Origin of the sequence: Saccharopolyspora gloriosae, from assembly GCF_014203325.1 — a bacterium.
GTDB lineage: Bacteria > Actinomycetota > Actinomycetes > Mycobacteriales > Pseudonocardiaceae > Saccharopolyspora_C > Saccharopolyspora_C gloriosae.
In genome coordinates this window covers 6,540,616-6,565,257 of the sequence record NZ_JACHIV010000001.1, presented here as the reverse complement: position 1 = coordinate 6,565,257, position 24,642 = coordinate 6,540,616, and the positions used below count along the sequence as shown (strand labels likewise).

Sequence of the window (24,642 nt, the reverse complement as noted above, 5' to 3'; positions counted from 1 at the left end):
GGGTGGCGGAACCTCAGCCGGTCTCTCGCTGCGGGATCTTTTTCCCAAGTGGCTCCGCCACGAGGGAAAAAGCTGTCCTCGCGAGAGACCGGCTGAGAACCCGCGGATGGGCCACTTTTTTGACGTGGGCTATGTGCTTCGCACATACAGGCACGGCCTACGGCCGCCAGGCAGACTTCGCTCCGCTCGCCCAAGGCACGGCTTCGCCGCGAGGCACGGCCTTCGGCCGCGAGGCAGGCGTGGCTTCGCCCGCCCACTGCACGGCTTCGCCGCTAAGCACGGCTACGCCGCAAAAGCACGGCCTTCGGCCGAGAGGCAGGTGGGCTTCGCCGCCCAGCGCACGGCTTCGACGCTAGGCGGGTTTGCTTCGCTTGTCCGGTGCACGGCCTTCGGGTGGGGCGTGGGGGTGTCTTTGCGGCTTTGTCGGTGTTGGTGGTGCGAGGTCCCTCGGTGATCGGTGAACGGGTCGGTGGTTTTCGGGGCGCCAAGCCGTTCGTTGCGTTCGGGGTGGGGCGGGTCAGTCTTCGATGCAGGTGACCGGGACGTGGTGGACGAGGTTGTTGGCGAAGCCGCCTCGGTTCCAGGGCTCGTCCACGGGCTGCACGTGGCCTTCGGCGTCGGTCGCTCGGGCGGTGAGCAGGTGCTCGCCGGGCTCCGCCCGCCAGCTCACGCGCCAGCCGCGCCACGCCCAGCGCGGTCCCGCCGCGTCCAGGTCGGCGTCCGCCCAGGTGGTGCCGCCGTCGGTGCTGAACTCGACGCGGGTGATCGGGGCGTGGCCGGACCAGGCGCGGCCGGTGACCGTCAGCGGCCCCGGCCGGACCACCCGGTCGCGGGACATGAAGTCGGGGAAGCCCGGCGGCACGATCAGCGAACGCGGCTCGATGCGGGTGGCGGGCACGCCCGGATCGTCCGCCGACTGCTTGAGGCGGTACGCCACGGCGTTCTGGTATCCGGTGAACGGCTCGTCGACCAGCGAGATCTCCCGCAACCACTTCACGTGCGCCATGCCGTACCAGCCGGGCACCACCAGCCGCACCGGATGCCCGTGCTGCGGCGGCAGCGGTTGACCGTTCATCTCGTAGGCCAGCAGCACGTCGTCGCGCAGCGCCTCCGCCAGCGGCAGGCCGCGCCGGTAGTCCTGCTCCACACCGCGTTCCACGCCGTGATCGGCCCCGGTGAACACGACCTCGACCGCCGAGTCGCCCACGCCCACCGCGTCGAGCACGTGGCGCAGCGGCACCCCCGTCCACTCCGCGGTGCCGACGGCCTCCACCAGCCACGGCTGGCTCACCGGGCGCGGATGCATCCGGGCCCGGCCGTTGCCCGCGCACTCCATGGTCACCCGCACCGTGCGGGACGGCAGGGACCGCAGCTCGTCGAGCGCGAACTCCCGCGCGCCCGCCACCGAACCGGTCAGCGACAACCGCCAGCTCGCCGCGTCCAGCGCGGGCATGTCGTAGTGGGTGAGCAGGTAGTGCAGCCCGATCGGGGTGACGTCGTAGCGCAGCGCCTCCAGCGGGATCCCGTGGTTGCGCGCGGCCAGCGCCAACTCCGCCGTGCTGATGCCCTCGCCCGGCTCGGCGATCCGGGACGGCAGGCTCACGTCGCGCAGCTGTGCATCCATGTCCGCCAGCATGCTTGCGAGCGGGCCCGTCGGGAACTCCCGTCCACATCGCAGGCGCTCGGCCGAACGAGTGGAGTCCCGTGTTCCCCGGAAACCCGCCGAAATGACCGTATGCGCTGGTCAACAAGCCGAAACCGCCCGGGAGAACGGCGCCAACTCACCCACAGAGAGGTGACTTGAGTCACGATGAGGCCGCCGTGTAACAACGCGGGGGGTCCCGTCGATATGCATGGTGACCCCGCGGTGCTGTCGGACCCCCGACCTGGCAGCACCGCGGGGCCTTCCAATTTCCGGGGTCGATCACCGCCCGCGCACCGACATCAAGCGCCGCCCGCCCCGATTTGTTCCCGCTCTCCCCGCTCCGGTTCAGCACCCACCCCGTGCTGCGGCTGTCGGCGTTCCAGGATGTGGACGTGGGAACAGCGGATCGGGGCGGTGTTGTTCACTCCGCACGTGAGTACCGCGTCCCGCACCCGCGTCCGCGCACCCGAGTTCACCGGTCGCCAGTGGCTGAACACCGGCGGCAAGGAGATCCAGCTCGCGGACCTGCGCGGCAAGATCGTCCTGCTGGACTTCTGGACGTTCTGCTGCATCAACTGCCTGCACGTGATCGACGAGCTGCGCCCGCTGGAGGAGGAGTTCGCCGCGGAGCTGGTCACCGTCGGCGTGCACTCCCCGAAGTTCGAGCACGAGGCGGACCCGGACGCGCTGATCGCCGCCGTCGAGCGCTACTCCGTGCACCACCCGGTGCTCGACGACCCGGAACTGAGCACCTGGCAGAACTACGCCGTGAAGGCGTGGCCGACGCTGGCGGTGGTGGACCCCGAGGGCTACCTGGTGCACGTCGCCGCAGGTGAAGGCCACGTCGAGGCGTTGCGCGGCGTCCTGCGCGAGCTCGTCGCCGAGCACGACGCGAAGGGCACCCTGCACCGCGGTGGCGGGCCGTACGTGCCGCCGGAACCCGAGTCCACGACGCTGCGCTTCCCCGCGAAGGTGGCCGCCGGCCCCGGCACGATCCTGGTGTCGGACTCCGCGAACCACTCGCTGGTCGAGTTCGCCCAGGACGGCGAGACGGTGCTGCGGCGCATCGGCGGCGGCGCGCGGGGCAGCGCCGACGGCGGACCCGACGAGGCCTCGTTCGCCGAGCCCGCCGGGATCGCCGTGCTGCCCGACGAGGTCGCCGCGGACGTGGGCTACGACCTCGTCGTCGCCGACACGGTGAACCACCTGCTGCGCGGCGTGCGGCTCGCCGACGGCGAGGTGACGACCGTGGCGGGCACCGGCGCGCAGTGGCGCGACGGCACCGACGACGGACCCGCGCTGGAGACCCCGCTCACCAGCCCTTGGGACGTGGCCTGGTGGGAACCCGCGGGCGGGGTGGTCGTCGCGATGGCCGGCAACCACACCCTGGGCCTGTTCGACCCGCGCGGCGAGCGGGTGCGGCGGTTCGCGGGCACCACCGTCGAAGGCCTGCGCGACGGGGACGCCGCCGAGGCGTTCTTCGCCCAGCCCTCCGGGCTCGCCGCCGGCGGCGACCGGCTGTGGCTCGCGGACTCCGAGACCTCCGCGCTGCGCTGGGTGGAGCCCACCGAGGGCGGTTTCGCGGTCCGCACCGCCGTCGGCGCCGGATTGTTCGACTTCGGCCACGCCGACGGGCCCGCCGAGCGGGCGCTGCTGCAGCACCCGCTCGGAGTAGCGGTGTTGCCGGATGGCTCCATCGCCGTCTGCGACACCTACAACGGCGCCCTCCGACGTTACGATCCGGCATCGAACGAACTGGCCACGTTGGCCACGCGGCTGGCCGAGCCGTCCGGTGCGGCGGTGATCGACGGCGAGCTCGTCGTGGTGTCCTCCGCCGCGCACCGGCTGGAGCGGCCGGTGCCGCCCGGCGTCTCCGCGAAGCTCATCGAAGGCGCGTCGCAGCAGGTCACGCGCCCGGCAACCGAGATCGGCGGCGGCGAGCTGGAGCTCGCGGTCGTGTTCACGCCGCCTCCCGGCGGCAAGCTCGACGACCGCTACGGGCCGTCCACCCGGCTGGAGGTCACCGCCTCGCCGCCGGAACTGCTGGTCGAGGGCGCGGGCACCGGAACGGACCTGAGCAGGCGGCTCGTGCTCGCCGACGGCATCGAACACGGCGTGCTGCACGTCGTCGCGCAGGCCGCCAGCTGCACCGACGACCCCGCCGTCGAACACCCCACGTGCAACCTGACCAGGCAGGACTGGGGCGTACCGGTGCGGATCGCACCCGGCGGAGCGCACCGGCTGCCGCTCGTCATGGGCGGCATGGACACCGGCGCGTGAGCCGCCCCCTGCGCGGAAGGCCCGTCTAGGCGGGCACGTAAACTTTTCGGGTGACCGATGCCAAGCTCGAGATCCAGATGCTGCATGACCGCGTCATGGTGCGGGTCTCCGCGGAATCCGGAGAACGTCGCAGCAGCGGCGGCATCGTGATTCCGGCGACCGCCCAGATGGCCAAGCGGCTGCTCTGGGGCGAGGTCTTCGGGGTGGGCAGCCACGTGCGGGCCGTCAAGGTCGGCGACCAGGTGCTGTTCAACCCCGAGGAGCAGTTCGAGGTCGAAGTGCAGGGCCAGCCGTACCTGGTGATGCGCGAGCGGGATCTGCACGCCGTGGCCAGCGAACAGATCGAACAGGGCACCGGCCTCTACCTGTGATCCACCGCGAGGTGCGGTCGGCGCGACCACCCGGGCGCTGCCGAACCGTTGTCGGGGTGACGCGCACACGGCGTCCTTGACGGACCGTCCCGGCGCCTGTTCGCTGATGTGCCCCACCGCACGACCAGACCGATGAAGGGGAAGCGGTGCCGGAAAACTACGACGTCTCATCCGGGGACGATCCGAACCGGAAGCCGGCGGGCGACGACCCGACCGGTGAAGCGGACCGTTCCACCCGGTCCGGGGAGTCCGCCGCGGACGCGACGCGGCCGAGCACCCCGGCTTCCGCGCCCCAGGAATCCCCGGCGGAGCGGACCATGCAGATCTCGCCGGAGCAGCTCGCCGCGGGGGCGGACACCGCGCCGGAGGACCTCTCGGAGCGGCAGACGCGTCCGACGCTGACGCAGCAGTCGCCCGCCGCCGACGAGACGCAGCGCCTCGGGCAGGAGCCCCCAGAGGCCGACGCCGAGCGCACCCAGGCGATCCCGAAGGTGACCGAGCCGGACGCCGGCTACGCCTCGCCCACGGACTTCCTCGGCGCCCCCGGCTTCCCCGGTTCGGCCGCCGCCACCACCCGGGTCGAGCAGCCGCCCGCGGACCAGACGCCGACGACGCAGGCCGTCGCCGGTTCGTTCGCGCAGCTGCCGACCGAGCAGACCGGGTTCCCCGAGGGCGACGCGGAACGCACCCAGAACATCCCGAAGGTGCCCGCCGAGCCGTCGCCGTGGGCGAGCGGGTTCGCCGGTGGCATCGGCGGCGGCTTCGCCGAGGACCCGCCGGAACAGGCGAGCGCCCCGCGCGACCGTCGCGGGCTGATCCGCGGCGGCATCGCGGCCGGGGTCGCGGTCGGCTTGTTAAGCCTGCTCTACGTGGGCGACCTGATGTTCAGCAGCGGCACCGTGCCGCGCGGCACCACCGTCGCCGACGTGCAGGTCGGCGGGCTCACCGAGGCCGCCGCGCAGCGCAAGCTGCGCGACGAGCTCGGCCCGAACCTGCAGGAACCGGTGCAGTTGAAGGCGGGCGACGCGACGGCCACCATCTCGCCGGAGCAGTCCGGGCTGACGATGGACTGGCCGGCCACCATCGAGCAGGCCGGTGAGCAGCCGCTGAACCCGTTCACGCGGATCGCCTCGCTGTTCACCGACCGCGAGATCTACCCCGTCAGCCATGGCGACGAGCAGCAGGTCATGGCCGCGGTGGAGCAGGTCAAGCCGAAGCTGGAGCGGGCCGCCTCGGAAGGCACCATCAAGTTCGAGGGCACCACGCCGGTCGCGGTCGAGCCGGTCACCGGCCGTTCCGTGGACGTGAGCGTGGCCGCCGACCAGGTGATGGCGGACTGGGCGAAGGGCGGACCGGTGCAGGTCCCGTTCACCGAGCAGGCCGTGAACACCACCTCCGACGGCGTGCACCAGGCGTTGCGCAACGTGGCCCAGCCCGCGGTGTCCGGCCCGGTGAACGTCAAGGGCGAGGGCCACGACGCCGCGCTCGCACCCGAGACCATCGCCGCCGCGCTGCGGTTCGAACCGGACGGCAAGGGCGGGCTGCGCTCGCACCTCGACGCGCCGGTCCTCATCGGCGGTCTCGACCCGCAGCTCAGGGACACGATGAAGCCCGCGAAGGACGCCGAGATCGTTCTCGAAGGCGGCGGGCCCGTGGTGCGCCCGTCGCTGGACGGCCGCGGCGTGAACTGGGAGAAGAGCTTCGAGAAGCTCGACGACGTGGTCCGCAAGAAGCAGGACCGCACCCTGCAGGCGATCTACGAGCAGCAGCCGCCCGCGTTCAACACCGACCAGGCCAACGGGCTCGGCATCAAGGAAGTCATCAGCGAGTTCAAGACCGAGGGCTTCGAAACGGCCTCCGGCGTGAACATCAGGCGGACCGCCGAGCAGGTCAACGGCGCGGTCGTGAAGCCCGGCGAGACGTTCAGCCTCAACGGCCACACCGGGCCGCGCGGCACCGCCCAGGGCTACGTCGAGTCCGGGATCATCGAGGACGGCCGTCCCGCGAAGGCCGTCGGCGGCGGCATCTCGCAGTTCGCGACCACGCTGTACAACGCCTCGTACTTCGCCGGCGTCAAGGACGTGGAGCACAAGGAGCACAGCTACTACATCAGCCGCTACCCGGCGGGCCGGGAAGCGACGGTGTTCCAGAACCCCGACGGCAGCAGCGTCATCGACGTGAAGTTCAAGAACACGCTCGCCAGCGGTGTCATGATCACCACGGAGTGGACGCCGTCGTCGATCACGGTGAAGTTCTGGGGCACCAAGCAGTACGACGTGAGCTCGAAGACGGGTGAGCGCACCGCTCCGAAGCCGCCGCACGAGAAGGTCGTCCCGCCCGGCGAGCCGTGCAGCCCGAGCAAGGGCACCGGTGGGTTCACGGTCACCGACACCCGGACCTTGAAGGACGTCAAGAGCGGCAAGGTCACCACGGAGAGCCCGAGCAAGACGGTCTACAACCCGCAGCCGATCATCCACTGCGGACCTCCGCCCGGCCCCGCGCCGCGCTGACCGAAGCACCGAGAAGGCCCCTCCCGGAACCGGGAGGGGCCTTCTCACGTCCGCGGCACCGCCGCCGGAGACCGCGGGTTCGCCCGCGCGGCGGGCAGGTTCGGCCGTCGCCCCGCCGGTGGTGGAGCCGGGCGGCGACCCCGCCCGAACGCGAACGTGGGCGCCCACTCCCTCGGAGTGAGCGCCCACGTCGGGTCAGGCCGTACCGGTCCGGATCAGAACACCGACTCGTCCAGCTCCATGATCGCGTTGTCGGCGTTCTCCACGACCTTGCGGCGGGAGGACAGCTCCGGCAGCACGTTCTTCGCGAAGAAGCGCGCCACCGCGACCTTGCCCTGGTAGTAGGACTGGTCCTTGGCCGAGGCGCCCGCGTCCAGCGCGGCCAGCGCCACCTCGGCCTGGCGCAGCAGCAGCCAGCCGATGAGCAGGTCGCCCATGCTCATCAGGACCGTGACGGCGTGCTGGCCGACCTTGTAGATGTTGTTCACGTCCTCCTGCGCGGAGGTCAGGAAGCCGAACACGGCGCCGAGGGTGCCCTGCGCGTCCTCCAGCGCCTGCGCGACCAGCGCCCGCTCCTCCTTGAGCCGCTCGTCGGCGCCTTCGGCCTCCAGCGACTTCTGCACCTCGGCGGCGATGTGGCCGAGGGCCGCGCCGTTGTTGCGCACGATCTTGCGGAAGAAGAAGTCCTGCGCCTGGATCGCCGTGGTGCCCTCGTACAGGCTGTCGATCTTGGCGTCCCGGATGTACTGCTCGATCGGGTAGTCCTGCAGGTAGCCGGAGCCGCCGAGGGTCTGCAGCGACAGCGTCAGGTTCTCGTACGCCCGCTCCGATCCCACGCCCTTGACGATCGGCAGCAGCAGGTCGTTGACCTGCTCGGCCAGCGCGACGTCCTCGCCGGTGGCCTTGCCCTGGGCGATCTGGTCCTGGTACGTCGCGGTGTAGAGGTACACCGCGCGCAGGCCCTCCGCGTACGCCTTCTGCAGCAGCAGGATGCGGCGCACGTCGGGGTGGTTGGTGATCGTGACGCGCGGGGCGGTCTTGTCGGTGGCCCTGGTGAGGTCCGCGCCCTGCTGGCGCTCCTTGGCGTACTCCAGCGCGTTGAGGTAGCCGGTGGACAGCGTCGCGATGGCCTTGGTGCCGACCATCATCCGGGCGTACTCGATGACCTGGAACATCTGCGCGATGCCGTCGTGCACCTCGCCGAGCAGCCAGCCCTGCGCCGGGGTGCCGTGCTGGCCGAAGGTCAGCTCGCAGGTGGCGGAGGCGTTGAGGCCCATCTTGTGCTCGACGTTGGTGACGAAGGCGCCGTTGCGCTCGCCGGGGGCGCCGGTCTCCTCGTCGAAGTGGAACTTCGGCACCAGGAACAGGCTCAGGCCCTTGGTGCCGGGCTTGCTCTCCACGCCTTCGCCCTCGGGGCGGGCCAGCACCAGGTGCATGATGTTCTCGGTCATGTCCTGGTCGGCGGAGGTGATGAACCGCTTCACGCCGTCGAGGTGCCAGCTGCCGTCGGCCTGCTTGATGGCCTTGGTGCGCCCGGAGCCGACGTCGGAGCCCGCGTCCGGCTCGGTCAGCACCATCGTGGCGCCCCAGAGCCGCTCGATCATCAGGTCGGCCCAGCGCTTCTGCTGGTCGGTGCCGTTCTTGTGCATGATCCCGGCGAACTGGGGCCCGGCCATGTACATGTAGACGGCCGGGTTGGCGCCGAGGATCAGCTCGGAGGTGGCCCACTGCACGGTCGGCGGGATGCCGTAGCCGCCGAGCTCGTCGGAGAGCCCGAGCCGCCACCACTCCCCGTCCATGACCTGCTGGTAGGACTTCTTGAACGACTCGGGCAGCGTCACCGAGTGGGTCTTCGGGTCGAACTTCGCCGGGGTGCGGTCACCTTCCGCGAAGGACTCCGCGAGGGGCCCGGTGGCGAGGCTGTTGAGCTCGCTGAGCACACCGCGCACGGTGTCCTCGTCGGACTGCTCGAACGCCCCGGTGCCCAGCCGCTCTTGCACCTTGAACAACTCGAACAAGTTGAATTCGAGGTCGCGGACGTTGCTCTTGTAGTGGCCCATTTCGCAGGCTCCCTCTCCGAACTGATGATCCCGAGCCGGCCCCGCTCTCCGGACATGGCCTTACTCGTCGGTAACTCCAGCGTATTACTTAGCAGTAACTTCTGTCGAGCGGGTGGGCCCGAAACCACCTGAAACGCCGTGTGACATGCGCCGGACCGCCACGCGCACCGGCCCTGCGGGTCATCTCGCAACCGCACCGGTTTCACACGATCGAGTTGAGCCGCTGATCCCGACCTGCCCGCCAGGCGTCCGCGGCATCCAATGGGACTCGCCCACGCACCGGGTGCCGCACGCGCCCGGCGAGCTCGACTGCGGAGGTCGGCATGGACCGAACGAAAGCCCACTACGGCGTGGCCGCGGCCACGCTCGCCGTCGCGCTGCTCAGCGGCTGCTCCGGCGGCGGGAACCAAGGGCAAGGGGGCCAGGAAGGCCAAGTGCCCGCCCCGCCGCCGCCCGCCCAGGAGCAGCAGCAGGAACAGGCGCCGCCGCCTCCTCCGGGCCCCGACCCGGCCGCGGCGAAGGCCGCGCTGCAGCAGCAGATCGACCAGGCGCTGCAGCAGAGCCCGATCACCTTCCAGGCCGACAGCCCGGAGCTGACCGAGCAGGGCGAGCAGACCGCGACGAAGGCCGCGGAACTGGCCAAGAACGCGCCGCAGGAACTGAAGTTCACCGTCGAAGGCTTCGTCGCCAACACCGGCAGCCCGTCGCCGGAGGACCAGCAGCTCTCCCAGCAGCGGGCGCAGGCCGTCGCGGACAAGTTCGCGGAGGCGGGCGTGCCCGCCGAGCGGCTGGAGGTCGTCGGCAAGGGTCCCGCCGAAGGCGGGCAGGAGACCGATCGGCACGCGACGATCAGCGTGCAGTAGCGGCTCGCGGTGGCGAGAACGGGAGGGTGTCCGCGGACGCCCTCCCGTTCTCGCGTCCTGAGGCCGCTTTCGGACCGCGAGCTCAGGACCGGGGCGCGTACATGATCACGGCGACGCCGAGCAGGCAGAGGGCGGCGCCCGCCAGGTCCCAGCGGTCCGGGCGGAACCCGTCGAGCAGCATCGCCCAGCCGAGCGAGCCCGCGACGAAGACACCGCCGTACGCGGCGAGGATGCGTCCGAAGTTCGCGTCCGGCTGCAACGTGGCCACGAAGCCATAGGCGCCGAGCGCGAGCACTCCGGCGCCCATCCACAGCAGGCCCTTGTGCTCGCGCACTCCCTGCCAGACCAGCCAGGCCCCGCCGATCTCCGCCACGGCGGCCAGGGCGAACAGCACGATCGAACGCAGCACGGTCACGACGTCACGCTAGGTGCGGCGCCCCGCCCGGGCGTCGTCGGGTGCGGTTCAGGAAGGGCGGACGACGATCTCGGTGAGGTGCGCGTCGTCGGCGGCGCGCACGGCGGAGCAGACCGGCCCGGCGACCGACTCGGGACGCAGGTAGCGCTCCGGCTGGAACTCGCCGCCCTCGGAGTCGCGCACCTCTCGCTGCATGTCGGTGTTGATCCGGCCGGGGAAGACCGAGGTCACCCGCACGCCGTTGGCCGCTTCCTCGGCGCGCAGCACGTCGGCGAACGCGCGCAGCGCGAACTTGCTCGCCGCGTAGGAGCCCCAGTTCGGCTTCGCCTCCTTGCCCGCACCGGAGTTGATCAGCACCACGTGGCCGGAGTCGGCGCGCAAGGTCGGCAGCAGCAGCCGCGTCAGCTCGGTCACCGCGAACAGGTTCAGCTCGAAGGTGCGCCGCCACGAGTCCACGCCGGTGTCCGCGACCGCGCCGAGCTCGACGAGACCGGCGCTGTGCACCAGCACGTCCAGCCGGTCGATGTCGCGCACCGCCGCGGCCACCGCGTCGGCGTCGGTCAGTTCCACCGGCCACGGCCGGGCGCCGTCGATCTCCGCCGCCAACGCGCGCAGCGCCTCGCCGTCCCGGCCGCCGAGCAGCACGTCGTGGGTTTCGGAAAGGGCGCGGGCGACTGCGGCCCCGACGCCACGGGAAGCACCCGTGACCAGGGCGATCGGACGTTCAGACATGGTCTGAATCGTATCCGTCGCACGATGGCGCACGGTCGCCGGTCGTCCCACTCCGCTGGACGGTCTTGACCTCGCCCGGGTGGACGGCTAAGGCACTCCGGTGACCAGCATCGACGTCGCCGCGACCGCGTCCAGTGCGAGGCCGCGACCCGATCGGTGCCGTTGCTGTGCCTGCCGAACCTCGGCGTGCCCGCGATGCCGGTCGCGGTCGCGACTCGGTTCCGCCGACCGGCCGTCGCAGGCGAAGCGGCTCACCGAGCAGGAACGGGAGCGGCGGAGCACGAGCACCACTGGGCGCTCGCGCCGACGGGGCTGACGAGCGCAACGAGGGCCTCCCGGATTCGGAAGGCCCCCGCGCTCGCAGGTGAGATCAGCGTCGGCCGATCTCACCGCCGTCCTGCCGCCACACCACGGCCACCGACGGCCGCGGCTGCGAATCGCCGCCGTCCGGCCAGTGCGAGGTCGGGTGCTGGGCGTCCTCGGCGTCCTCGCCGGGGTGCTGCACGTTGACCGTGATCAGGTCGTCGAGCACCACGGGACCGCAGGTCTCTGCGCCCACCGGCACGGTGAGGAACTGCTTCACCTTGCCGCGCTCCGGACCGTCGACCGGCACCGCGAACAGGCCGTCGTTGGAGCCGAGCTCGTTGCCGTCGGTCGTGATCCACAGGTTGCCGAACCGGTCGAAGGTCACGTTGTCCGGGCAGGAGATCGGGCTGACCTGGGACTTGTCGAAACCGCCGAAGTAGGTGCCCGGATCGTTCGGGTCACCGCAGACCAGCAGCAGGTTCCAGCGGAACTCGGTGCCGGTGGTGTCGTCGTCGAACTCCAGGATGTGCCCGTGCTTGTTGCCGACGCGCGGGTTGGCCTCGTCCGGTGCCGCGTTGCCCTCGGAGCCGCGGTTGGAGTTGTTCGTCAGGGCGCAGTAGATGCGGCCGTTGACCGGGTTGGGCTCGATGTCCTCCGGGCGGTCCATCTTCGTCGCGCCCAGCTCGTCGGCGGCGAGCCGGGTGAACACGTAGACCTCGTCGGCGGTGAAGCCCGGCACGAAGGACTCGGTGCCGCTGGCCAGCTTCAGCCACTCGCCGGTGCCGTCGAAGTGCCCGTCCGCGGGCAGCTTCCCGGTGCCGTCGATCTCCTCGGGCGGGCTGTTGCCGCTGAACTTGGCGACGTAGAGGGTGCCGTCGTCGAGCAGCGCCGAGTTGTGCCGCCGCGCGTGCGCGCTCTTGCCGGGCTTGAAGCGCCCGTTCGAGACGTACTTGTAGATGTAGTCGAAGCGCTCGTCGTCACCGGAGTAGGCAACGACCCGGCCGTCGTCGGCGATCTTGATGGTCGCGCCCTCGTGCTTGAAGCGGCCCAGCGCGGTGTGCTTGATCGGCGTCGACTCGGGGTCGTTCGGGTCGATCTCCACGATCCAGCCGAAGCGGTGCGCCTCGTTCGGCTCCTGGGAGACGTCCCAGCGCTTGTCGAAGCGCTCCCACTTGCGGTCGGTCTCACCGGTGCCGACGGCGTAGCGCTCGTAGCGCTTCGCCGCGACCGGATCGGTGATCAGCTCGGAGTGCCCGAAGTACTGGTGGAAGTTCTCCTCGCCGGACAGGATCGTGCCCCACGGGGTGACGCCGCCCGCGCAGTTGTTCTGGGTGCCGAACACCTTGGTGCCGGTGGGGTCCGCCGAGGTCTTGAGGTGGTCGCTGCCCGCCGCGGGTCCGCGCACCTCGAACTCGGTGTTCAGGGTGATCCGCCGGTTGTACTCGCTGGGCTTCGGCACGAGCCCCTTGGCGCGGTCCTTCTCCACGTACACCACGGACAGGCCGTGCGCGGCCCACGAGATGCGGACCTGCTGCTCGGTGGGGTTGTCCTCGTCGTAGTTCGAGAACATGTGCGACTCGGTGGTGTACTCGTGGTTGACCACGAGCAGGCCCCGCCTGCCCTCGCCGTCCAGCGGGACGAGCCCGGCGAAGTCGTTGTTGTAGCCGAACTGCTTCTCCTGGGCCTCCGCGGTCTGGCCGTGGAAGTCGAACTCCGGCGCGCCCTCGACGAGCGGGTCGCCCCAGCGGATCACGATGCCCTGCTCGTAGCCCTCGGGGATCGTGACGCGGTCTTCCTTGTTCGGCGCGACCGGCGCGAAGTCGGTGCCCGGCACCACCGGTCCGCCCGCTGCCGCCGGTGGTGCGGCGGCCGCGGCGGTGCCGGACAGCGCGGCGGCGCCCCCGACGGCGAGCGCCAGCACGCCGCCCGCTTTGAGCGCGCCGCGGCGGTCGAGCACGCTCTCCACGATGTCGCCGAAGTAGCCGTTGTCCGAGGTGTTCGGCGCCTCGTGCGCGCAGGCGTTGCCGCAGCGGTACTTGCAGGTCGCCGAGGCGCGGCGCGCGGAGTGGTTCGACAGAAGTGGGAGCGGGACGACCCGCCCGCTGTCCGGTCGGGAAGGCAAACGGACCTCCAGATGTCAGTCAGGAACACCGTGACGCTATGCCGATCAGGCGAGAGTTCCTGGACAAGAAGGTGAACAGCACCCGAAATCATGACGCTAGGTCGCTCACGTTGCGCATGCAGCGGCGGTTTCGGTCGCTGGTTCGCGTGACTTGCTCACTCTGCGCCATCACCGGCACTCAGCATGATCCCGCCGAGCACCCGGTCCGCGACAGGAGTGAACGGACCGTTCGTCCAAGCGGATCGGACGAACGGACCGTTCACCCCGGTGCCGAAAAGTGAACGGACCGTTCGTCCAACGGGATTGGGCGAACGGTCCGTTCACCGGGGTTCGGGTCAGAACTCCTCGCCGACGGCGGCGGCCTCCACCGGGATGCGGTGCGGGTCCTCCCGCTTGCGCAGGTCCGCGACCAGCAGGCACGCCGAGATCACGCACAGCACCGCGGCCACCGCGAACGGGGCGTGCGGCGAACCGAACCAGTCCGCGACGTGCCCGACCAGGGTCGCCGCCACGGCCCCGCCGAACCAGCGGCAGAAGTTGTACCCGGCGCTGGCCACCGGGCGCGGCGCGTCGCTCACGCTCATCGCGGTCCCGGTGAACAAGGTGTTGAGCAGGCCGGAGGCGATACCGCTGAGGATCACCGCGACCACCACGACCGGCTTCGGCCCGATCGCCATCACCGCCAGCAGCACCGCGTAGAGCAGCACCGCGAGCACCGTGCCGCCCGCGTCGCCGAACCGGGCGGCGAGCTTCGGGGCGAGCGTCACGCCGGCGACCGCCACGCACAGGCCCCAGCCGAAGAACACCAGGCCGACGGCGATGGCGCCGAACTCCAGCACGAACGGCGCCCAGGCCAGCACCACGAAGAACGCCGCCGTGTAGAACGCCGAGCCGAGCGCCGTGCGCAGCAGGCCGCCGTGCTTGAGGGCGCGCAGCGGGTCGAGCAGCCGGACCTTCGGCCGCTTCGCCGGGTCCTTCTCGTCGGCGGGCAGGAAACCGGCCGAGAGCACCAGCGCGATGGCCATCAGCACCGCGGTGCCCGCGAACGGGCCGCGCCAGGAGATGTTGCCCAGCAGCGCGCCGAGCAGCGGGCCGGTGGACAGGCCGATGCCGAGCGCCGCCTCGTAGAGCAGGATCGCCGCCTGCTGCCCGCCGCTGGCCGCCCCGACGATCACCGACAGGGCGGTGGCGATGAAGAACGCGTTGCCCAGGCCCCACACCGCCCGCAGCGCCACGAGCTGCCCGATCGACGCGGCGAGCGCGCAGGCGACGGTGGCCAGCACGATCAGGACCAGGCCGGTCACCACGGTCCGCTTCGGGCCGAAGCGGGCGCTGAACGCGCCGGTGATGAGCATCGCGACGACCTGAACGCCCAGGTAGGACGAGAACAGCAAGGTCACCTGCTCGGGCCCGGCGTGCAGGGCTTCGGCGATGGACAGCAGGATCGGGTCGACCAGCCCGATGCCCATGAAGGCGATCACCGCGGCGAACGCCGTGATCCACACCGCCTTGGGCTGGCCCTTGAAGACGTCCAGCAGCCGGACGTCGTGCGTGCCGCTCATCGGCCGCCACTCCTCGGTTCTCGGAACGGGGTGAGCCGTTCCGCGCCGCGAACCTCGCAAGGGTGAACGCCCACCGATCTATTTCGTTCGCCATGCTAACTTTCTCGGGAGGCTCCGGCCAGCCACCATGAGCAGGCCCACAACCGACACGACTCCGATCGACGCAGCGCGGGCACGCGATCGGAGCAATTCGGCGCCGCGCCGCCCGGCAGGCGCGAACACCGCACCCGAACTCCTACGATCGGCGGCGTGCCACCCGCAGCCGTGCTCTTCGACCTCGACGGCGTCCTCGTCGACTCCGAACAACTCTGGGACCGCATCCGCCGCGACGTCGTCGCAGCGCACGGCGGCCGGTGGGCCGACGGCGCCACCGAAGCCATGCAGGGCATGAGCACCCCGGAGTGGGCCCGCTACCTCGTCGACGACCTCGGCACCCGGCTCACCGCCGACGACGCCGCCGACACCGTCATCACCGAGATGGCCCGCGTCTACGCCGACGACGCCCCCGTGCTGCCCGGCGCCGTGGCGACCGTGCGCGCCGTCGCCGCGAAGTTCCCCATCGCCATCGCCAGCTCCGCGCCGCCGCGCATCATCCGCGCCTTCCTCGACAGCACCGGGCTCGACGTCGGCGCCACCCTCTCCAGCGAACAGGTCGGCGCCGGCAAACCCGCCCCCGACGTGTACCTGGAAGCGGCGCGGCTGCTCGGCACCACCGCGCCCGAATGCGCCGCCGTCGAGGACTCCAGCAACGGCCTGCGCGCCGCCACCGCCTCCGGCGCCACCGTGTTCGCCGTGCCCAACCCGCACTTCCCACCGGCCGAGGACGCCCTCGCCGGCGCGCACCGCGTCCTCGGCGACATCGCCGAGCTCCCCGCCGCGCTCGACCGGCTGGGCTGAACGGAGCAACTCCGCCCGCCGCGCTTGACCTGGACCTGAGGGCACGGCCTTGAGTTCCTCCCCGGGGAGACCAACCCGGAGATGAGGGGCGGAGATGGATCTCAGAAGGAACGCGGGCCGGAGCGCGGCCACGCTGATCGCGGTGGGTCTGGCGGGCTCGCTGCTGGCGGCCCCGAGCATGGCCGAAGGGGCACCGCCCGGACCGGCCTGGGGCCCGTGCCCCGAGGACGTCGCGGCCGGGGCCCACCCGCTGCAGTGCGCCACGGTGCCGGTACCGGTGAACTACGCGGACCCCGACGGCCCGCAGATCGACCTCATGATCTCGCGGCTGGCCAGTGAACGGCCCGACCGGCGGCGCGGCGTGATGCTGCTCAACCAAGGCGGACCGGGCGGCTCCGGGCTGTCCTTCTCGGTCGACCTCGCCAACCAGGGGCTGCCCGCATCGGTCATGGAGGGCTACGACCTGATCGGGATGGACACCAGGGGAGCGGGGCACTCCGCGCCGGTGAGCTGCGGATTCACCGACGAGCAGGCCACGTACGGCAACATCCCGCCCTACGCGGTCGACGACGCGGCGGTCACCGAACGCGCCGAGGTCGCCCGCACCATCGCCGACCAGTGCGCCCAGCACGACCAGGACGGCGTGCTGCGCAGCCTCACCACCGCGAACATGGCCCGCGACCTGGACCGCGTCCGGGCCGCGCTCGGCGAGGAGAAGGCCAGCTACTACGGGGCGTCCTACGGCACCGCGCTCGGCGCCGCCTACGCCTCGATGTTCCCGGAACGCACCGACCGCGTCGTGCTCGACAGCAACATCGGCGACACCGTCCTGGACCGCGACGGGATGCGCCGCTACGCGCTCGGCACCGAGCAGACCTTCCCCGACTTCGCGGCGTGGCTCGCCGAACGCCACGGGTCCTACGGCCTGGGCAGCACGCCGGAAGAGGTGCGCCGGACCTACTTCGCGCTCGCCGAACGCCTCGACGAGAGCCCGATGGCCGGCGTCGACGGCGGCGTGTTCCGGCTGGCCACCTTCGGCGGGCTGTTCGGTGAACCCGCCTACGGCAGGACCGCGCAGCTCTGGCAGTCGCTGCACCGGTCCGACGAAGCGGCGGTGCGCCGCCAGCTCGCCGGCACCGCCCCCGTCGCGCCGTCGGCGGCCGACAACTCGCTGTCGGTGTTCCTCTCGGTGACCTGCAACGACGTTCAATGGCCCGAGGACGTCGAGACCTACCGGCGCGGCGTCGCCGAGGACCGCGAGAAGTACCCGCTGTACGGCGCCGCCACCGCCAACGTGCTGCCCTGCGCGTTCTGGTCGCACGAACCCGCCGAACCGCCGGTGCCCGTGCTCGCCGACGGGCCGGACAACGTGCTCATCCTGCAGAACCGCCGCGACCCGGTCACCCCGCACCGCGGCGCCGAACTGCTCCGCGAGAAGTTCGGCGACCGCGCCCGGCTGGTGAGCGCGGACGAATCCGGCCACGGCACCTACATGAACAGCGGCAACGCCTGCGCCGCGGCCATCACCACCGCGTTCCTGGTCGACGGAACCCGCCCCGACCAGGACGTCTCCTGCGCTGCGAGCTGATCGCGCCCAAGTGATCGCGCCCAAGTGATCGCGCCCAAGTGATCGCGGAGCCCGCCCGGCACACCCGCCGGGCGGGCTCCGCTACGCGGTGTTCAAGCGGTCCAGGCACCGCCGGGCGGCCCGCGAGACCTGCTCGTCCGGGTGCTCGGCCGCGACCACGCCCAGCACCAGATCGGCCCTGGCGTGCTCGGCGCGGACGAGCTCGTCGAGCACCGCCAGCTGATCCGGGGTCGACCGGGTCCGGAAGTCCGCGAGGAACGCGACCGCGTCCGTCTGCGCCGTCACCGCCATCGCGTCCAGCGCCACCACCAGCTCGTCACCGGGCAGCGGCGGCTCCTCCCGCTCGTCCGGCCGCACCCGCAGCCACATCCGGGCCGACGGACCGCACACCGGATCCGCGCGCAACCCGCGCACCACCGCGACGCCCTCGTCCCCGGTGTGCTCCAGCAACCACAACGCGCCCAACCGCAGCTCCGGATCGTCCACCCGGCGCAGCAGCTCCCCGAGCTCCGCCGCCGCGGCCGACCGGCCCCGCGCCGCGACCCAGCCCGACACGACCTCCTCAACCACGTCCGGCGGGCTGCCCGGCAACGCCAGCACCACCACCTCCGCGGGCAACGCCACCGCCTCCGGCACCGTCGGAGCGACGAAGCCGAACGCGCGCAGCGACCCGTGCGCCGCCCACACGCCCAGCGGCAGCAGCTCCACCACCGTGCGATCCGCTAAGCCCGGCGCGAACGCCTCGATCCGCGCCACCACCTCCGGCAGCTCGGTGCGGTAGCGACGCAGCACGCCCATCCGCTCCCACAGGTCGAGCACCCGCTCCACCACCCGCGCCACCGCGGGCCGCGCCTCGCCGCCGTCCTCGGCGAGCGCGTGCAGCACCAGGCTCACCACCTGCTCGAACGGCACCGCGTCGGGATGGGTGTAGAGGGCCGTGAGGACCGCCTGCACCAGCTCCGGGAACGCGTCCTCCCCGTCGAGCAGCCCGTCCAGCGCCGCCGACTCCCGGCCGACGACCTCGTCGAGCAGCACGAAGGACTGCCACAACCGCGTCCACAGCACCCCCGGCTCGGCCAGCAGCGCGGTGCCGATCGCCCCCGGCACCACCCGGCCGTCGATGATCCGCACGAGGTGCACGCGCTCCGCCCACGCCGCGCACAGCAGCGCGACCTCCGGGCCGCAGCCCAGCTCCGCGGCCAGCTCCACGCCCTCGCCGAGCAACCGGCCCGGACCCGCCCAGCCGTGCAGCGCCGCCATCGACCCCGCGATCGGCGACCGCGCCGCCTCCACCTCCGGCGTCGCCTCCACCGGCACGCGCATCGGCGGCAGCCAGTGCGCCGGGACCGGCAGCGGCTCCCGCTCGGCCCGCTCCTCGATCCCGCGCAGCAGCTCCCGGTCGACCGCGGCCTCGCCGTCCTCCACCTGCCGCACGAACCGCTCGAACGCGCCCTCCGCGCCGAGGTCGACGCCGTGCTCCCGCGCGCTCAACGCCCAGAACTTCTCCGGCCCCCACTCCGCGGGCTCGGCCATCGCCGCGAGGTAGGCGGGCACCGCCCGGTCGATCGCGGCGTGCAGCACCCGGACCGGATCACCGCCCGCCATCAGCAGCCCCTCGGCGTCGAGGAAGCCGACCCAGTCGTGCAGCAGTTCCGGCACCGCCGACCAGCGCGGCAGCACCAGGTGCCGGGGCACCACCTCGGTCAGGAACCGGGTCAGGTCCGCCGCGGTCCACCGCGCCAGCAGCCCGTCCCGCGCGCACTTGTCCCGCAGCAGCACGTCGACCAGGTCCGGGGCCTCGGGACGCGCGCCGAACCGGTCGGACAGCGCCGCGGCGGACGCGGCGAAGCGATCGCCGTCGCCGTGCAGGAAAACGGTGCGCATCTACTCCGCCCTTCGCCCGGAAGTCGATGCGGTCGAGGGTAGGGAGCCCGCGTTGATCACTCCGGCAGCGACCGCGTCGGCGTGTCGGACCGAGTCCCCCTGGCGCACACCTCACCGCGGTCGACGCAGGTCACAGTGGTGGCGCAAATCCGATTGTTCACCCGACCGGGCCGCACTAGCGTTCGCGGCATGCTGATCCGGGAGTTCGTCGAAGCCGACTGGGCCCAGGTGTGGCCGATCATCCGGGAGATCGCCCGCGCCCAGGACACGTTCTGCTACGACCCGGACCTCACTCCCGAGCAGGCCCGCGGGCTGTGGCTGGAAACCGCCCCCGGCCGCACCGTCGTCGCCGTCGACGACGACGGCCGCGTGCTGGGCACCGCGAAGAGCGGCCCGAACCGCCCCGGACCGGGCGCGCACATCTCCACCGCGAGCTTCATGGTCGCCGCCGACGCGCGCGGGCGGGGCGTCGGCGCCGCGCTCTGCGAGGACGCGCTGCGCTGGGCGCGCGACGAGGGTTACGCGGGAATGCAGTTCAACGCGGTCGTCGAGTCGAACCACTCCGCGATCAGGCTCTACGAACGCCTCGGCTTCACGATCATCGGCACCGTCCCCGGCGCCTTCGCCGACCCGGAGCTCGGCCGGATCGGACTGCACGTCATGCACTGCCCATTCTGACGCTCATCCGACGTAAGCCGCCAGGTGCTCGCCGGTGAGCGTGGAGCGGTCGGCGACCAGCTCGGCGGGCGTGCCCTCGAACACCACCCGGCCACCGTCGTGCCCCGCACCGGGACCGAGGTCGATGATCCGGTCCGCGTGCGCCATGACGGCCTGGTGGTGTTCGACGACGAGCACCGACTTGCCGGCGTCGACCAACCGGTCCAGCAGCCCGAGCAGCTGCTCCACGTCGGCGAGGTGCAGGCCGGTCGTCGGCTCGTCGAGGACGTACACGCCGCCCTCGTCGCCCAGGTGGGTCGCCAGCTTGAGCCGCTGCCGCTCGCCCCCGGACAACGTCGTCAGCGGCTGGCCCAGCCGGAGGTAGCCCAGCCCGACGTCGGCCAGCCGCGCGAGGATCTTGTGCGCGGCGGGCGTGCGCGCCTCCCCGGCGCCGAAGAACTCCTCGGCCTCCGACACCGGCATCGCCAGCACCTCGCTGATGTCCCGCCCACCGAGGTGGTGGTCCAGCACCGCGGCCTGGAACCGCTTGCCCTCGCACTCCTCGCAGGTCGTGGCCACGCCCGCCATCATCGCCAGGTCGGTGTAGACGACCCCGGCGCCGTTGCAGTTCGGGCAGGCGCCCTCGGAGTTCGCGCTGAACAGCCCCGGCTTCACCCCGTTGGCCTTCGCGAACGCCTTGCGGATCGGGTCGAGCAGCCCCGTGTACGTCGCCGGGTTGCTGCGCCGCGAACCGCGGATCGCGCCCTGGTCGATCGTCACCACCCCGTCGCGCCCCGACACCGAGCCCTGGATCAGCGAGCTCTTGCCGGACCCCGCCACCCCGGTGATCGCGCACAGCACCCCGAGCGGGATGTCGATGTCGACGCCGGTCAGGTTGTGCGCGGTGGCGCCGCGGACCGCCAGCACCCCGGTGGGTTCGCGCACCGAGCCCTTGAGCGCCGTCCGGTCGTCGAAGTGGCGGCCGGTGATCGTGCCGCCCGCGCGCAGCCCGTCGACGGAACCTTCGAAGCAGACGGTCCCGCCCGCCGTGCCCGCGCCCGGCCCGAGGTCGACGACGTGGTCGGCGATCGCGATCGTCTCCGGCTTGTGCTCGACGACGAGCACCGTGTTGCCCTTGTCCCGCAGCCGCAGCAGCAGCGCGTTCATCCGCTGCACGTCGTGCGGGTGCAGCCCGATCGTCGGCTCGTCGAAGACGTAGGTGACGTCGGTGAGCGAGGACCCGAGGTGGCGGATCATCTTGGTCCGCTGCGCCTCACCGCCCGACAGCGTGCCCGACGGCCGGTCCAGCGACAGGTACCCCAACCCGATCTCCACGAACGAGTCGAGCGTGTGCAGCAGCTTCTCCAGCAGCGGCGCCACCGACGGCTCGTCCAGGCCCCGCACCCATTCGGCGAGGTCGCTGATCTGCATCGCGCACGCGTCGGCGATGTTGATCCCGCCGATCTTCGACGACCGGGCCGCCGCGCTGAGCCGCGTGCCCGCGCACTCCGGGCAGTCGGTGAAGGTGATCGCCCGGTCCACGAAGGCGCGGATGTGCGGCTGCATCGCCTCGCGGTCCTTGGCCAGGAACGACTTCCGGATCCGCGGGATCAGGCCCTCGTAGGTCACGTTGACGTTGTCGACCTTGACCTTGGTCGCTTCCTTGTGGAGCAGGTCGTCGAGTTCCTTCTTCGTGTACTTCCGGATCGGCTTGTCCGGGTCGAGGAAGCCCGAGCCCATGAAGATCCGCCCGTACCAGCCGTCCATGCTGTAGCCGGGGACGGTGAGCGCCCCCTCGGCGAGGGACTTGTCCGCGTCGAACAGCTGCGAGTGGTCGAAGTCGGTGACCGCGCCCCGGCCTTCGCAGTGCGGGCACATGCCACCGGTGACGCTGAAGCTGCGCCGTTCCTTCACGGTCTGCCCGCCGCGCTCCACGGTGACCGCGCCCGCCCCGCTGATGGAGGCGACGTTGAAGGAGAAGGCCTGCGGTGAGCCGATGTGCGGCCGCCCGAGCCTGCTGAACAGGATGCGCAGCATCGCGCCGGTGTCGGTGGCGGTGCCGACCGTGGACCGCGGGTCGGACCCCATCCGCTCCTGGTCGACGATGATCGCGGTGGTGAGCCCTTCGAGGACGTCGACGTCGGGCCGCGCCAGCGTCGGCATGAAGCCCTGCACGAAGGCGCTGTAGGTCTCGTTGATCATCCGCTGCGAGTCGGCGGCGATGGTGCCGAACACCAGCGAGCTCTTGCCCGAGCCGGACACCCCGGTGAACACCGTGAGCCGCCGCTTCGGGATCTCGACGCTGACGTCCTGGAGGTTGTTCTCCCGAGCGCCCTGCACGCGGATCAGGTCGTGCGTGTCGGCGATGTGCGGCTCGGTGGTCGTGGTCGCCCTGCTCATCGCGTCTCCGTCCGTCGCGCGGGCCGCACCTGCGCCGGTCCTGCCCGGACGGGCGTAGAGCGTTGTCCCCTCGGTTCCCCCATGCATGGGCCCGCGCGGTCGCGTGCGTAAGCAGTCAGCACCGTCGGCGAGCCGCGGGCAGGCCTGTCCACAGTACAGTTCGCGGGCGCCATACCAGCGGCAACGAACGGTTCGAGGGCGCTGATCAGGCTCGCCTACCGCGAGCAGCCGCGCGCGGTCGCCGACCGGGTTGCGGGTTCTCGCCTTCGCCATCCGCCGGCACTGCGGTCTCTCAGCCTGGGATCGGGTCGCAGGGCCGTGTCATCGCCCTCAGGGGACGAGGTACCTGGTCGCGGACTCCCGGAACTGAGCGACCAGCGGGCTGCGGTCGCCGGCGCGGGTGGCGACGACCACCTGGCAGGGGGCGATTCCCTCGACCGGGACGGTGGTGAGGTCGTCCCGGAGGGCGCAGCGCCGGTCGTTGGCAGGCACGAGGGCGACTGCGCGTCCATCCGCGACGACTTCGAGCTTGTCCTCGAACGTGTCGACGAGCATCGGGCCGACCGGAGCCCTGCCATCACCCGGGCGGGGTTCCAGCCGCCAGAACCCGGTCCAGACCGCCGCCATTCCGGCACAGGCGACGAGGGGTTCGTCGGCGAAGTCCTCCGCGCGCACCGACTCCTTCCCGGCGAGGCGGTGGGACGCGGGCACGAGCAGTGACCTGGGTTCGTCGTAGAGCGTGGTCACGTCCAGGTCGTCGGCCGGGATCGGAAGCGGCGTGCGGGCGACCAGCACGTCGACTCGACGGTCGGCCAGGGCGCCGGTTTCGTCCCAGTCCAGGTGACGAGTGCGGACGTGGGCGTCGGGATGACGACGGCGCAGGTCCCGCACCGCGAGGGTGACGATGAGATCTTCCACGTATCCGACGGTGACCGTTCGCGGCGGCGCGGCGGCACGAGCGGTGTGCACCGCCCGCCGGGCGGAGTGCAGGAGTTCCTGTGCTCGGGGGAGGAAGGCCGCGCCGGCGGCGGTGAGACTGCTGCCCTGGGTGGTGCGCTCCAGCAGGCGCACCCCGAGAGCGTCCTCCAGCCGCTGGATCTGGCGGCTCAGCGAAGGTTGAGCGATGTGCAACGCCGCTGCCGCCCGGGCGAAGTTCAGGTGCTCGGCGATGACCGTGAAGTACCGAACCAACCGCAGGTCGAGGTCTGAGCCGAGATCGGGCGCCGCAGGGGGCGGATTTTCGGACACCCGGCAACCCTACGCGTGATAGCGATCCTGCATGACGGGGTGCGAAACGGGTCTTGGACGCCCGGCTCGAACGGCTGTTGACTCGGTGTCATCCAGCTGGGGGCCGCCCCTCCGGCACGAGAACATCGAGAACGAGGGATGTCCGACATGGTCAGGTATGAAGACCGACGCGTTGTGATCACAGGAGGCAGCAGCGGCATGGGTCTGGCCACCGCATCGCTGTTCGTCGACGAGGGGGCCCGCGTGCTGATCACCGGGCGCGACCAGACCGCCCTGGATGCCGCCCGCGAGAAGCTCGGCGAGAACGCGATCGCGGTCCGCGGCGACGCGTCGTCGTTGCCCGACATCGATGCCCTGGCTGACCGGGTGAAGGCCGAGTTCGGCACGGCCGACGCCCTGTTCGCCAACGCCGGTGTCAACGGTTTCGCCCCGTTCGAGGCGACGAGCGAAGAGCTCCTCGACGAGCTGCTGGCCATCAACGCCAAGGGCCCGTACTTCACGGTGCAGAAGCTCGCTCCGCTGCTCACCGAAGGCAGCGGCGTGGTGCTCACGACGTCGGTGGCGAATGTCCTGGGCATGCCGATGCTCAGCGCGTACGCGGCCAGCAAGGCGGCCCTGCGCTCGATGACCCGCAGCCTGGCTCGGGAACTGCTCCCGCAGAAGATCCGCGTGAACGCGGTCAGCCCCGGCCCGATCGACTCCGGAATCCTGGAGAAGACGATGCCTCGCGAATCGGCCGCGCGAACGAAGGCACAGATGGCTGCGGACAACCCCATGTTGCGCGTGGGTGCCCCCGCCGAGGTCGCCGAGGCGGTCGCGTTCCTCGCATTCGACGCCACCTACACGACCGGAGCCGAACTCGCCGTGGACGGCGGCGGCTCCCAGCTCTGACCCGCCCCTCCCCGAAGCCGGCCGGGGGAGCCGGGACACCTGAACACTCGAAGATCGCGTTCGGCGACCTGACGATCAACGACCCGTTCCCGGTCTTGATGGCCATCGTCCGACCGCTCGACCGACGACCGGCCGTCGCATTCGAGTCCTTCGGTACCCGTCCAGCCCGACCGGTGGACGGGGCTGCGCGGCACGCACGATCACGGAACGG

The 24,642-nt window shown here is 71.6% G+C and carries 17 protein-coding genes; 8 read left to right on the top strand and 9 right to left on the bottom strand.

Features of this window, described 5'->3' with window-relative positions; all coding sequences use genetic code 11:
• Positions 1–517: 517 nt before the first annotated feature.
• Positions 518–1,624 (bottom strand): sulfite oxidase, encoded by a 1,107-nt coding sequence (locus tag BJ969_RS28505; protein ID WP_184484134.1) that lies wholly within the window; start codon positions 1,622–1,624, stop codon positions 518–520.
• Between the two features lie 405 nt (positions 1,625–2,029).
• On the opposite strand from BJ969_RS28505, the gene BJ969_RS28500 reads away from it, so the two are divergent.
• The 3 genes from BJ969_RS28500 to BJ969_RS28490 all read left to right on the top strand — a co-directional run bounded on the left by BJ969_RS28500 (position 2,030) and on the right by BJ969_RS28490 (position 6,806).
• A complete protein-coding gene (locus BJ969_RS28500) occupies positions 2,030–3,925 on the top strand; it encodes an NHL domain-containing thioredoxin family protein (protein ID WP_184484132.1) in 1,896 nt (631 codons plus the stop codon).
• A 50-nt stretch (positions 3,926–3,975) separates the two neighbouring features.
• Complete coding sequence (locus tag BJ969_RS28495; RefSeq protein WP_184484130.1) at positions 3,976–4,296, top strand: GroES family chaperonin; 321 nt, start codon at positions 3,976–3,978, stop codon at positions 4,294–4,296.
• A 146-nt stretch (positions 4,297–4,442) separates the two neighbouring features.
• Positions 4,443–6,806, top strand: a complete 2,364-nt coding sequence (locus tag BJ969_RS28490; protein WP_343071645.1) for a VanW family protein — start codon at positions 4,443–4,445, stop codon at positions 6,804–6,806.
• 215 nt (positions 6,807–7,021) lie between these two features.
• Here the strand turns inward: BJ969_RS28490 and BJ969_RS28485 are convergent, their stop codons facing one another.
• Complete coding sequence (locus tag BJ969_RS28485; protein WP_184484128.1) at positions 7,022–8,866, bottom strand: acyl-CoA dehydrogenase; 1,845 nt, start codon at positions 8,864–8,866, stop codon at positions 7,022–7,024.
• Between the two features lie 323 nt (positions 8,867–9,189).
• Between BJ969_RS28485 and BJ969_RS28480 the strand changes: the two genes are divergently transcribed.
• Entirely contained in the window at positions 9,190–9,729 is a 540-nt protein-coding gene (locus BJ969_RS28480; protein WP_184484126.1) for an OmpA family protein, read from the top strand.
• 82 nt (positions 9,730–9,811) lie between these two features.
• On the opposite strand, the gene BJ969_RS28475 is transcribed toward BJ969_RS28480, so the two are convergent.
• The 4 genes from BJ969_RS28475 to BJ969_RS28460 all read right to left on the bottom strand — a co-directional run bounded on the left by BJ969_RS28475 (position 9,812) and on the right by BJ969_RS28460 (position 14,866).
• Positions 9,812–10,144 (bottom strand): YnfA family protein, encoded by a 333-nt coding sequence (locus tag BJ969_RS28475; protein WP_184484124.1) that lies wholly within the window; start codon positions 10,142–10,144, stop codon positions 9,812–9,814.
• Between the two features lie 48 nt (positions 10,145–10,192).
• Positions 10,193–10,876, bottom strand: a complete 684-nt coding sequence (locus BJ969_RS28470) for an SDR family oxidoreductase (RefSeq protein WP_184484122.1) — start codon at positions 10,874–10,876, stop codon at positions 10,193–10,195.
• Between the two features lie 370 nt (positions 10,877–11,246).
• Positions 11,247–13,304 carry a PhoX family protein gene (locus tag BJ969_RS28465; protein ID WP_184484120.1) on the bottom strand — a complete coding sequence of 686 codons (2,058 nt, stop codon included), beginning with the start codon at positions 13,302–13,304 and terminating at the stop codon, positions 11,247–11,249.
• A gap of 335 nt (positions 13,305–13,639) precedes the next feature.
• Positions 13,640–14,866, bottom strand: coding sequence for an MFS transporter (locus BJ969_RS28460; RefSeq protein WP_184484118.1), 1,227 nt, complete (start codon positions 14,864–14,866; stop codon positions 13,640–13,642).
• Between the two features lie 249 nt (positions 14,867–15,115).
• Between BJ969_RS28460 and BJ969_RS28455 the strand changes: the two genes are divergently transcribed.
• Positions 15,116–15,763, top strand: coding sequence for an HAD-IA family hydrolase (locus BJ969_RS28455; protein WP_184484116.1), 648 nt, complete (start codon positions 15,116–15,118; stop codon positions 15,761–15,763).
• Between the two features lie 94 nt (positions 15,764–15,857).
• Positions 15,858–17,351, top strand: a complete 1,494-nt coding sequence (locus BJ969_RS28450; protein ID WP_184484114.1) for an alpha/beta hydrolase — start codon at positions 15,858–15,860, stop codon at positions 17,349–17,351.
• A gap of 81 nt (positions 17,352–17,432) precedes the next feature.
• On the opposite strand, the gene BJ969_RS28445 is transcribed toward BJ969_RS28450, so the two are convergent.
• On the bottom strand, positions 17,433–19,235 hold the full coding sequence (locus BJ969_RS28445; protein WP_184484112.1) for a hypothetical protein: 1,803 nt from the start codon (positions 19,233–19,235) through the stop codon (positions 17,433–17,435).
• A 189-nt stretch (positions 19,236–19,424) separates the two neighbouring features.
• Here BJ969_RS28445 and BJ969_RS28440 point away from each other — a divergent pair, with 189 nt between their 5' ends.
• Positions 19,425–19,913, top strand: a complete 489-nt coding sequence (locus tag BJ969_RS28440; RefSeq protein ID WP_184484110.1) for a GNAT family N-acetyltransferase — start codon at positions 19,425–19,427, stop codon at positions 19,911–19,913.
• 3 nt (positions 19,914–19,916) lie between these two features.
• Here the strand turns inward: BJ969_RS28440 and BJ969_RS28435 are convergent, their stop codons facing one another.
• Positions 19,917–22,292, bottom strand: coding sequence for an ATP-binding cassette domain-containing protein (locus tag BJ969_RS28435; protein ID WP_184484108.1), 2,376 nt, complete (start codon positions 22,290–22,292; stop codon positions 19,917–19,919).
• Between the two features lie 330 nt (positions 22,293–22,622).
• Positions 22,623–23,540, bottom strand: a complete 918-nt coding sequence (locus BJ969_RS28430) for a LysR substrate-binding domain-containing protein (RefSeq protein WP_184484106.1) — start codon at positions 23,538–23,540, stop codon at positions 22,623–22,625.
• Between the two features lie 138 nt (positions 23,541–23,678).
• On the opposite strand from BJ969_RS28430, the gene BJ969_RS28425 reads away from it, so the two are divergent.
• Entirely contained in the window at positions 23,679–24,431 is a 753-nt protein-coding gene (locus tag BJ969_RS28425; RefSeq protein ID WP_221315968.1) for an SDR family oxidoreductase, read from the top strand.
• Positions 24,432–24,642: the final 211 nt, after the last annotated feature.

Coding starts and splice junctions, on each gene's coding strand:
- BJ969_RS28505 (WP_184484134.1), bottom strand. CDS start 1,624: ATGGATGCACAGCTGCGCGACGTGAGCCTGCCGTCCCGGATCGCCGAG.
- BJ969_RS28470 (WP_184484122.1), bottom strand. CDS start 10,876: ATGTCTGAACGTCCGATCGCCCTGGTCACGGGTGCTTCCCGTGGCGTC.
- BJ969_RS28460 (WP_184484118.1), bottom strand. CDS start 14,866: ATGAGCGGCACGCACGACGTCCGGCTGCTGGACGTCTTCAAGGGCCAG.
- BJ969_RS28445 (WP_184484112.1), bottom strand. CDS start 19,235: ATGCGCACCGTTTTCCTGCACGGCGACGGCGATCGCTTCGCCGCGTCC.
- BJ969_RS28435 (WP_184484108.1), bottom strand. CDS start 22,292: ATGAGCAGGGCGACCACGACCACCGAGCCGCACATCGCCGACACGCAC.
- BJ969_RS28500 (WP_184484132.1), top strand. CDS start 2,030: ATGTGGACGTGGGAACAGCGGATCGGGGCGGTGTTGTTCACTCCGCAC.
- BJ969_RS28425 (WP_221315968.1), top strand. CDS start 23,679: ATGTCCGACATGGTCAGGTATGAAGACCGACGCGTTGTGATCACAGGA.
- BJ969_RS28480 (WP_184484126.1), top strand. CDS start 9,190: ATGGACCGAACGAAAGCCCACTACGGCGTGGCCGCGGCCACGCTCGCC.
- BJ969_RS28485 (WP_184484128.1), bottom strand. CDS start 8,866: ATGGGCCACTACAAGAGCAACGTCCGCGACCTCGAATTCAACTTGTTC.
- BJ969_RS28440 (WP_184484110.1), top strand. CDS start 19,425: ATGCTGATCCGGGAGTTCGTCGAAGCCGACTGGGCCCAGGTGTGGCCG.
- BJ969_RS28450 (WP_184484114.1), top strand. CDS start 15,858: ATGGATCTCAGAAGGAACGCGGGCCGGAGCGCGGCCACGCTGATCGCG.